Annotated in this window: 8 protein-coding genes; 4 read left to right on the top strand and 4 right to left on the bottom strand. The window is 66.9% G+C overall.

Annotated features, from left to right (window positions below; all coding sequences use genetic code 11):
• Positions 1-197: 197 nt before the first annotated feature.
• Complete coding sequence (locus JOY90_RS36925; protein ID WP_291696016.1) at positions 198-380, top strand: hypothetical protein; 183 nt, start codon at positions 198-200, stop codon at positions 378-380.
• 1 nt (position 381) lies between these two features.
• Here the strand turns inward: JOY90_RS36925 and JOY90_RS36920 are convergent, their stop codons facing one another.
• From JOY90_RS36920 to JOY90_RS36905, 4 genes are all read right to left on the bottom strand, one after another.
• A complete protein-coding gene (locus tag JOY90_RS36920) occupies positions 382-1,299 on the bottom strand; it encodes an FAD binding domain-containing protein (RefSeq protein WP_291696015.1) in 918 nt (305 codons plus the stop codon).
• Entirely contained in the window at positions 1,296-3,986 is a 2,691-nt protein-coding gene (locus tag JOY90_RS36915; RefSeq protein WP_291696014.1) for a molybdopterin-dependent oxidoreductase, read from the bottom strand. Before JOY90_RS36915 ends, JOY90_RS36920 begins: the two co-directional genes overlap by 4 nt.
• Complete coding sequence (locus JOY90_RS36910; protein ID WP_291696013.1) at positions 3,983-4,657, bottom strand: TetR/AcrR family transcriptional regulator; 675 nt, start codon at positions 4,655-4,657, stop codon at positions 3,983-3,985. The genes JOY90_RS36915 and JOY90_RS36910 overlap by 4 nt, the downstream gene beginning before the upstream one ends.
• A 133-nt stretch (positions 4,658-4,790) precedes the next feature.
• On the bottom strand, positions 4,791-5,405 hold the full coding sequence (locus JOY90_RS36905; protein ID WP_291696012.1) for a trans-aconitate 2-methyltransferase: 615 nt from the start codon (positions 5,403-5,405) through the stop codon (positions 4,791-4,793).
• Between the two features lie 275 nt (positions 5,406-5,680).
• Between JOY90_RS36905 and JOY90_RS36900 the strand changes: the two genes are divergently transcribed.
• The 3 genes from JOY90_RS36900 (at position 5,681) to JOY90_RS36890 (ending at position 9,006) form a co-directional block, all read left to right on the top strand.
• Positions 5,681-6,727: a cytochrome c peroxidase gene (locus JOY90_RS36900; protein ID WP_291696011.1), complete on the top strand. Its 1,047-nt coding sequence runs from the start codon at positions 5,681-5,683 to the stop codon at positions 6,725-6,727.
• A 14-nt stretch (positions 6,728-6,741) separates the two neighbouring features.
• Positions 6,742-7,068 (top strand): plastocyanin/azurin family copper-binding protein, encoded by a 327-nt coding sequence (locus JOY90_RS36895; protein ID WP_291696010.1) that lies wholly within the window; start codon positions 6,742-6,744, stop codon positions 7,066-7,068.
• 279 nt (positions 7,069-7,347) lie between these two features.
• Positions 7,348-9,006, top strand: coding sequence for a methyl-accepting chemotaxis protein (locus tag JOY90_RS36890; RefSeq protein ID WP_291696009.1), 1,659 nt, complete (start codon positions 7,348-7,350; stop codon positions 9,004-9,006).
• Positions 9,007-9,375 lie beyond the last annotated feature (369 nt).

The following is a 9,375-nucleotide window of genomic DNA, read 5'->3' as shown; positions in this document are numbered from 1 at the left end:
TTCGAGGACGAGTAGAAGTCCGCGAGCGGGAACGGCCTCATCCTCTCCTCAGCGCTCGACAATCTCCGCCGCTGCGCGAAGGCGTTAACGCGCCGGTCACCAGCATCGCCGTGGTCATATTGCGGGCGCACCGCCGCCACAGTTGCGCGGAACAAGGCCGGCCAGGTTGTTGCTGTCGCGTTGGGAGGGCAGGGCACATGGCCACCTATCGCATCAGGGATCTCGGCTCGCGCATCGTCGTCGGCACCGAGCGGGAAGCCGTGCTGATCTGCCAGAGCGTGGCAATGGCCGAGCAGGTCGTCGCCGACGCGAAACTCTTGGAGACCGCGTCGGCGAAGCAGCTCTTTGCGCGCCGGCCGAAACGCGCCGAGGACGAGTGAGCTATCCGCAGAGCCGCTCCAGCACGTCGCGCACGAGACCGTGCAGGAGATCGAGCTTGTAGCCGGTCTGCGGCAGCGGTTTTGCGCCCGATGCCGCCTGCTGCGCGGCCTTCGCGATCGTGGCTGCACTTGCGACCGCGCCGGTCAGCACCGCTTCCGCGGCGGCAAGCCGCAACGGCACCGGTGCGATGCCGCCGGCCGCAAGCCGCGCGAAGCGGAACACGCCGTCCTCGACGACGATGCGCGCGCAGAGTTCGACCAGCGGCCATTCGGCAAGGCTGCGGCTGATCGCGCGCCGGTAGCCGGCGCGCTCGCCGTCGCGCGGCACCGGCATGGTGATGCTCTTGATCATCTCGCTCTCTTGCAGCGCGTGATCGCTCCAGCCGCAACGGCCGTCGCCGAGCAGGTCCGCGATCGACAGCGCATCGCGGCGATCGGTGACGATCGTTGCGTCATAGACCAGCACCGCCGCCGCCATGGTCGAGGGATGCGGCGCGACGCAGGGGCCGAGATCGAAGGCGACGCCATAGAGGTGGTTGCCCGCGCGCGCGGGACAGCCATCGCCGCTCTTCTTCAGGCAGTCGATGTGCGGATTGCGGAAATACCAGCAGCGCGAGCGCTGCGCGAGATTGCCGCCGAGCGTCGCGAGATGCCGGATCTGCGGCGTCGCGAGTCCCGCCGCACTCGCGGCAAGGCCCGGATAGGCCGCAGCCAGCCGGCCATCGGCAGCGATCGTTTCGATGGTCGTGAATGCGCCGATCGTGGCCGTGCCGTTCGCGGCCCAGCCGATGCCGGTGTCGTCGGCGGACATGATGTCGATGAGCGGCCCGCGCGAGACGCCGCTGCGTCGCCGCTCGGAGAGATCGGTGCCGGCGGCGCGGAATTCCGGCGCCGCCTTTTTCGCCAATGCGCCATTCATGCTGCAGCCCTCCCTTTCAGTGCCGATATCAGGCGGTCCGGACGGAACGGAATCTCGGTCAGCCGGATTCCGGTCGCGTCGCGGATAGCATTCGCGATCGCAGGCGAGAGCGGAATCGTCGCGACCTCGCCGATGCCGACACTGCCGCCGGGCACGTGATCGAAGCCGCCTTCGTCGAAATGCACCTCGAACGGCGGCATGTCCGCGATCCCGGGGATGCGATAGTCCTCCATGCTGCCGCTCAGCACGCGGCCAGAATGCGGATCGGTCTCGCGCGCCTCGTACAGCGCGTAGCCGATGCCCTGGATTACCGCGCCGGCGGCCTGGCTCTTCGCCAGCTCGGGCGCGGCGAGCCTGCCGATCGCAAGACCGGTATGGGCGCCGAGCACGCGGACGCGGCCGAGCCAGGTGTCGACCTCGACCTCGATCACCTGCACCGCGCTCGGCACGCCGGCGCCGACCACCATGTTGTTGAACAGCCGCAGCATCCAGCCGAACAGCGTGCCCTTCCAGCCGGCTTCCTTCAGCGGCGAGCGGAGTCCCGGCGTCGCGGGCTTGGCATCCTTCGGCCGCTCCGCCGACACCACGAGATCGGGCGAGGCCGCGATCAATTCGCGCCACGGCGCGTTGGAGCCCTGCTGCGGCGGCCGCGGCGCGGCGCGCTCGATCGCCGTCTTCAACTGCGCAACGGCCGCCAGCGTCGGCGGCACGATCGAGGACGTGACGCGGCTGCCGCCGGAGCCAGGCCCCTCCGGCAGCTCGGAATCGCCGATCCTCACCTCGACGTCCTGCGGGTCGAGCGCGAATTCCTTCGCCACCGTGTTGGCGATGACGCTGCGCGTGCCGGTGCCGATGTCCTGCACCGCGGTAGAGGCGACGAGGCGCCCGCCCTTGACCGCGAGTTCGACCGTCGATCCCGGCTGCCAGAAATAGAGCCAGTAGCCGGCGGCGATGCCGACCCCGCGGCGGTAGCGGCCCGACTGCTCGGCGGCGCCCTTGCGGTTGCGCCAGACGTCGAGCCCCGAAGCCCATTCATAGAGCCGCTGCCGGATCGGGTCCGGATCCCAGCGCCGGCGCAGCACGATCGGATCGAGCGCGAGCCGCCGCGCGGCCTCGTCGACCGCCTGCTCCAGCGCGAACGCCATCGGCGGGCCGCCGGGTCCGCGGAACGGCGCGCCGGGCGGCAGATTGCTGACGACGTCGAAATCGACCAGCTCCTTCGCCTCCGCCGGATAGATCAGCCGCGCCAGCGCCGCGATGGTCGAGTTGGTGGCCACCCCGGTGTCGGCATGCGCGGTGAGCGAGAAGGTTTTCAGCGCGCCTTGCGCGGTCGGCAGCAGCGACACTTTCAGCTCCGCGGCCGGGCGATAGCCGGTGACGGACAATTCCTCGTCGCGGTCGAGGACGACCCGCACCGGCGCCTTCGCGGCGCGCGAAAGCTCGATCGCCGCGATGGTCTCGATGCCGAGCGCGCCCTTGGAGCCGAAGCCGCCGCCGACATGGTCGGCGATCACCCGCACCTTGCCATGCGGCAGCTTATAGCGCTTGGCGATCTTCTCCTTGATCTCGAACACGGCCTGGGTCGAGACGTGGACGGTGAGATGATCGTCGTCGAAGCGCGCCACCGCCGCATGCGGCTCGAGGCACGCATGCTGCTGCGTGGCGACCCGGAACGTGCCCTCGACCAGCAACGGATCGCGCGCCTTGCGCGCGGCGTCGAGCCAGGCTCTGGCCTGCTTGCCCTTGTCCGAGAAGCCGTCCGACGGCCCGCGCAGATTGCCGTGCCACGGTGCCGGCGCGCCGCCGCCCTCCGAGACGTTGCCGGCCCGCCTGCGGTCCTTCTTCTCGAACACCACGGGCGCGTCGGTCTTGCGCGCGGCGTCGAGCCCGATCACCGCCGGCTTCTCCTCGCTGCTGAAGCGGATCGCCGCGATGGCGCGCAATGCGCCGGCGCGGTCCGTCGCGGCCACCGCCGCGATCGGCGCGCCGACGAAGCGCACCATGCCGTCGTCGGCGAGCAGCGACACGGCGGCGGCGACGCCGGCCATCGCACGCGCCGGCGCGAGGTCCAGATTCGTGATCTTCGCATGCGCCTGCGCGGAGCGCAGGATGACGCCTTCGAGCTGGCCGTCATGATGGATGTCGACGGTGTAGCGCGCCGCGCCCGTCACCTTGTCGCGCGCCTCGAGCCGCGGCGCGATGACCTCGCGGCCGTCGAAACGCCCGGCGCAGGCCTCCGCCACCGCGCGGAAAATGTTGTCATAGGCGCCGCAGCGGCAGAGATGTCCGGACAGCGCGGCCGCGATCTCGTCACGCGGCGGCGCCGTGTTGCCGTTCGCCGCGCGCCAGCGGTCGCAGAACGCGGCGGCCTCGACGATGAAACCCGGCGTGCAGAAGCCGCATTGCAGGGCGTCATCGGCCATGAAGGCCTTCTGCACCGGATGCAGCGCCTCGACGCCGATCCCTTCCACCGTCGTCACGGCCTTGCCCGCCGCGGCGCGCGCCGGCAGCAGGCAGCTCACGACGGGCGCGCCGTCGAGCTGCACCGTGCAGGCGCCGCAGACGCCGGAGCCGCACACGAGCTTCGTTCCCGTCAGGCCGAGATCGTCGCGGATCACATCGATCAGCAGCGCCTCGGGATCGTCGGGAAGCGGCGCGGTGCGGCCGTTGATCGTCATGGTGCTCATTTCCGATCTCCAGGTTTGCTTCGCGAGGATTTTTTCGCGCTCGGCTTCGGCGGCGCGGCGATGGCGCCGGATATCACGAGGCGCAGCATGCGGTCGTGGTCCCGGATGAAGGCGTCGGCCGGCAGCATCGAGGGATAGGACGACTTGACGCCCTTGCTCGCCATCTCGATGCAACGCGCCAGTTCGCGCGGCGTCATGCCTTTGGTGAGCGTGAGCCCCTCGCGGCGCGCCGCGCGCGCGATCGTGGCGGCGAGCTGCTCGCTGTAGCGGTCGGAATAGGTGAGATAGAGATCGCGGCACTGCGCGAGATGCTCGGAGAACAGCTCCTCGATGTGCGGCGAGCCTTCGAGCGAGGCGAACAGGTGCTTCAGCCGCGCCGCGAGGCCCGCGATCACGATATCGGCGAGGCTGCCGCCTTTTTCCTCCGCGGCGCGAGTAGCCGCGATCTCGGCATCGAGCGCCCCCTGATACAGCCGTTCGATCACGGCGCGGAACAGCGCCTCCTTGGAGGTGAAATGATGGTACAGCGCCTGACGTGTGAGGTGGGCCTCCTCGGCGGCCTGCTCGATCGAGGAGCGGCGAAAGCCGTGGCGGCGGAACACGCGCATCGCGGCCTCCAGAATGCGGTCCTGGGGCTGAGCCCTGGTCCGGGCTGGCGATTTTGCCTGCATCTTGTCGGATTTGACAGATGGAAACGAATTGTCAAATCACGGTTCGATGACAGGCCGCGTTCCGTAGCCCGGATGAGCGAAGCGATTTCCGAGTGGCGTCCCCGCATGTCGCTGCGCTCATGCGGACTACGAGCTAGATCCGCCGGAAGCGGCTGAATTGGAAGGCTTGCGTCGCCTTCCAGGGCGTGCGGTGCGTTTCGGTGAGGTGATCGACCAGCTCGAACGCCGGGCCAATCGTCCGCGCGAGGCCGCCGGCGTCATAGCGCTGCACCGGCAGCCCGCTGCATTTTTCCGGACCGTCGAGTGCGAAGGTGGCGATGATGACCTGGCCGCCCGGCGCCACGGCGGTGCGCAGGCGCTCGGCATAGGCGGCGCGGTCGCCTTCCTCGGTCAGGAAGTGGAACGCCGCGCGGTCGTGCCAGAGGTCGAAGGCTCGCGCGGGCATCCATCGCGTCACGTCGGCCGCAATCCATTCGACCGCGGCACCCGCCGGCCGGAGCCGCTTCTTCGCGGTTTCGAGCGCCGCGGCCGAGATGTCGAGCACGGTCAGCGCATGGAAGCCGCGTGCGAGCAAGGCGTCGATCAGCCGCGAGGCGCCGCCGCCGATGTCGATGATCGATGAATCGACCGTCGCCTTGGCGTTCGAGATCATGCGCAGCGAGGTGGCCGGGTCCGATTGAAACCAGCTCACCTCGTTCTCGGCCTTGGTCGAATACACCGTCTCCCAATGCGAGGTGCGGTCGGACATGACGGTCCTCCGGAGCGGGCGCGAGTGTCGCGCGACCTGTCGTCGGCATGCGCTGCCGCCTTTGGCTCGTAGTCGTACGGAGTATGACCGGCAGCATACTAAATCGAATGTTAGCCACTCTCGCTCATCGTGTCCTGCGTCGGACTCGTCGTGTCTTTCCTGCGTCGGGTCGGGCGCCTTGGTTTGTCCTACGTGATTGGTATCACAATCCTGTTTCACGCAATTGAGGATCGCAGATGCGGCCGGGACGTTTTCGTCGGGCGGGTTCATCGGGTTTGGCCGTCGTCACGCTTGGCCTGATGCTTCTCGGTTTTTCCCGGCTCGGGCTTGGCGCCGCGCTCGTTGGTGAAACCCGGCAGGTGCCGCTGCAGCCGCAGGCCGCTCGCGGTGCGGACGCGCTGAAGGCGCTGTACCGGCGCCCGGCCAGCATCCCGTTTCCCAAGGACAATCCCTACACGCCCGAGAAGGCCGCGCTCGGCAAGCGGCTTTACTTCGATACCCGTCTGTCGCTTACCTCCGCGCAATCCTGCGGAAGCTGCCACAGTCCGAGCCTTGGCTGGGGCGACGGGCTGGCGGTCGGTGTCGGCCATGGCATGAACAAGCTTGGCCGACATTCACCGACCGTCGTGAATGCCGCATGGGGCGACATTTTCATGTGGGACGGCCGACTGGCGACGCTTGAAGACCAGGCGCTGGGTCCGATCCAGTCTCCCGGCGAGATGAACATGCCGCTCGACAAGCTGATGGCGCGCCTCCAGACGATCACTGAGTACAAGCCGATGTTCGCGAGCGTGTTTTCGCAGGAGGGCATGACGCCCAAGACACTCGCGAAGGCGATCGCGACCTACGAACGGACCATCGTGTCCGAACGGGCGCCTTTCGATCGCTGGATCGAGGGAGACGAGAAGGCGATATCCGAGGAGGCGAAGCGCGGTTTCGTGGTGTTCAATGACAAGGCGCAGTGCGCCGCCTGTCACGAGGGCTGGAATTTCACCAATGAAGGCTTTCAGGACATCGGGTTGCCGAGCGATGATTCCGGCCGCGGCCAGTTCCTGCCGGCCGTCATCAAGATGCAGCATGCCTTCAAGACGCCCAGCCTGCGCGAAATCACCCACCGGGCGCCCTACATGCACGACGGCTCGCTGGCGACGCTCGAGCAGGTGGTCGATCATTACGATGGCGGCGGGATCGACCGGCCAAGCCGCTCCGATCTCATGAAACCGCTCGGGCTCACCCCCGACGAGAAATCCGACCTGGTCGCGTTCCTGAAGACCCTGACCAGCGACCTGACGCCGACCGCAGCTCCAGTCCTGCCGCGCTGAGAAAGGGAATCCCGATGAACACACGCATGCAATACCTGATTTCCATTGCCATCGTCGGCGGCTTGTCGACCGGCGCGCTCGCCGGCACGCAGGTCATCCATCAGCAGGGGCGGGCTTTTTCGGTCGAGAGCATCACGGTGAAGAAGGGTGAGCCGATCACCTTCCTCAACGACGACTCCGTGCCTCACAACATCATGTCGGCGAGCGCTGGCAACGAGTTCAATCTCGGCTCCCAGCCGCCCGGCAGTTCGACCGACGTCACCTTCAAGCAGAGCGGTGACGCGACGGTGATCTGCGCCATTCATCCTCGCATGAAGATGACGGTCAAAGTGCTCGACTAGAGCGTTTTCGAGCGAAGTGGATACCGGTTCGCGTGAAGAAAACGCGTCAAAACAAAGAAGCTAGAGCTTCCGTTCCGATTCCATCGGAGCGGAAGCTCTAGGGCATGATCCGGAAAAGGGGAAACCGGTTTTCCGGAAAGATCATGCTCGAACGAAGAGATGAGATCATGATGCGAGTCCTTGCAATCGCATCATGATCTGGTGTGCCGAGACCCGGAGCTCGCATCATCTTCGCGAGCCTCGGGACCGGGACGTCGGAAGCCTTGGGAGATCTGAACGATGTCGATCCGTCTGCGCATCCTGGCGGTGCTCGGTATCATGCTCGCGCTGGCCTGCGGATTGGCGGTCTACGCCATCAGTGGCATCACCTCGGTCGGCAACCTGGTGGTCCAGCTCTATGACGGGCCGTTGATGGGCATCAACCATGCCCGGGCTGCGCATGCCGCGCTGAACGAGGCGCGTCTGATCCTGGAGCGTGGCGAGACCGCGGGGGCCTCGACCAAAGCCCTCGACAAGTTCGAAGGACGCGTGCGCGAGATTTCCGAGGATCTGGGCGTGGTCCGGGATCGCATTCACACCGCCGGCGTCAATTCGGTTCGCGAGCGCGCCGAAGCCAAGGTGCGCGATTGGTCCAATGCCGCGCTGAAGATCCTCAAGCCCACTCCGGGCGGTCTGACCGAATTGCCGACCGCGTTTTCGGTAAGGACGCTGGGCGACGAGGCGACGGCTGCCATCGATGATCTCGTCGAGACGGTTGCGGGCTATGGATTTGAATTTCGTACCCAGGCTGAAGCCGAGGTCGTTGCGTCGCGAACCATGTTGATCTCGGCCTCGGCGGCCAGCCTGGTTCTCGGCCTGCTGCTGGCCGTCGGATTCGCCTACTCGCTGAGCAAGCCGGTCAGCGCGCTGGCCAAGTCGATGCTGGAGCTTGCCGAAGGCAATTTCGACGTGGTGCTTCCCGGTCTTGGCCGCAAGGACGAGGTGGGTCACGTGGCGCGTGCCGTCGAAACCTTCAAGGCCCTGGCCGAGCAGAAGGCGCGCGACGAAGCCGAAGCGAAGATCAGGCAGGATCAGGCCGCCGCTCAGCAGCGGAAGTCCGACATGCGCCATATCGCGGACAGCTTCGAAGCCGTCGTGGGGCAGATCGTGAAGGCCGTTTCCTCGACATCGATCGAGCTGGAAGCTTCCGCCAATGTGCTGACCCAGGCCACCCAGCACTCCAAGGAGCTCACCACGGCGGTGGCACAGGCTTCGGAGGAGGCATCGGGCAATGTGAACTCGGTGGCCTCGGCGACCGAGGAGCTTTCGTCTTCCGTGGACAGGATCGGCCGCCAGGTCCAGCAATCCGCGCGGACGGCGAGCGACGCGGTCGACCAGGCGCGTTCGACCAGCGAGCGGGTGAGCGAGCTGTCACAGGCCGCGACCCGGATCGGCGACGTCGTCGAGCTCATCAATGCCATCGCCGGGCAGACCAACCTTCTGGCGCTCAATGCCACGATCGAGGCGGCCCGCGCCGGGGAAGCCGGCCGCGGCTTTGCCGTGGTGGCATCGGAGGTCAAGGCGCTGGCCGAGCAGACGGCGAAAGCCACCGGCGAGATCGGGCAGCAGATAGCGAGCATCCAGGCGGCGACGCAGGAATCGGTAGGCGCGATCAAGCAGATCACCGGGACCATCGAGCGGCTTTCGGAAGTCTCGTCGACGATCGCCACGGCGGTGGAGGAGCAGGGAGCCGCGACGCAGCAGATCTCCCGCAACGTGCAGCTCGCGGCGCAGGGCACCAATCAGGTTTCGTCGAACATCGCCAACGTGCAGCGCGGAGCCCACGAGACCGGCTCGGCGTCCTCGAAGGTCCTGTCGGGGGCACAGTCCCTGTCGTCGGAGAGCCAACGACTCAAGCTCGAGGTCGACAAGTTCCTGGATTCCGTTCGCGCGGCCTGATCGCCGACAATGGCCGAATCAGCCAGGTGAATGCATCGCGGGCGGTCCACGCCGGCTCGCGGCGTGAAAATTCGTGTGCCCGGAAAATCGGATTTCAGCAGCGGTTTCAGGCTGATCGGGCGCCGCGGTCCTCGCGGCATAAAATTTCTATTTCTTTTTTTCAGAAAACATGTCATATACGCGCATCCGCTGCCGCAGGAGGGGCGCTTCGCGATCGTCACGGACGTGGGCAGCGGGATGCGATGGACGTGATGGCCCGTGAGACGAACGGGCCGGCGCGGACGGCGAAGGCGTGTGGTCCTGATCCCGCGACGCTGGGATCAAGTCTCGCAGGAACGATGGCGAGGCGAGGGTGGCAATCAAGCCCGT

This window comes from Bradyrhizobium sp. (genome assembly GCF_019242285.1).
In the GTDB taxonomy this organism is placed as follows: Bacteria; Pseudomonadota; Alphaproteobacteria; order Rhizobiales; family Xanthobacteraceae; genus Bradyrhizobium.
This window is presented reverse-complemented; position numbering and strand designations above follow the sequence as displayed.

Excerpts from the sequence above, each read along its gene's own strand:
- JOY90_RS36895 (WP_291696010.1), top strand. The coding sequence starts at position 6,742 with ATGAACACACGCATGCAATACCTGATTTCCATTGCCATCGTCGGCGGC.
- JOY90_RS36915 (WP_291696014.1), bottom strand. The coding sequence starts at position 3,986 with ATGAGCACCATGACGATCAACGGCCGCACCGCGCCGCTTCCCGACGAT.
- JOY90_RS36890 (WP_291696009.1), top strand. The coding sequence starts at position 7,348 with ATGTCGATCCGTCTGCGCATCCTGGCGGTGCTCGGTATCATGCTCGCG.
- JOY90_RS36910 (WP_291696013.1), bottom strand. The coding sequence starts at position 4,657 with ATGCAGGCAAAATCGCCAGCCCGGACCAGGGCTCAGCCCCAGGACCGC.
- JOY90_RS36925 (WP_291696016.1), top strand. The coding sequence starts at position 198 with ATGGCCACCTATCGCATCAGGGATCTCGGCTCGCGCATCGTCGTCGGC.
- JOY90_RS36920 (WP_291696015.1), bottom strand. The coding sequence starts at position 1,299 with ATGAATGGCGCATTGGCGAAAAAGGCGGCGCCGGAATTCCGCGCCGCC.
- JOY90_RS36905 (WP_291696012.1), bottom strand. The coding sequence starts at position 5,405 with ATGTCCGACCGCACCTCGCATTGGGAGACGGTGTATTCGACCAAGGCC.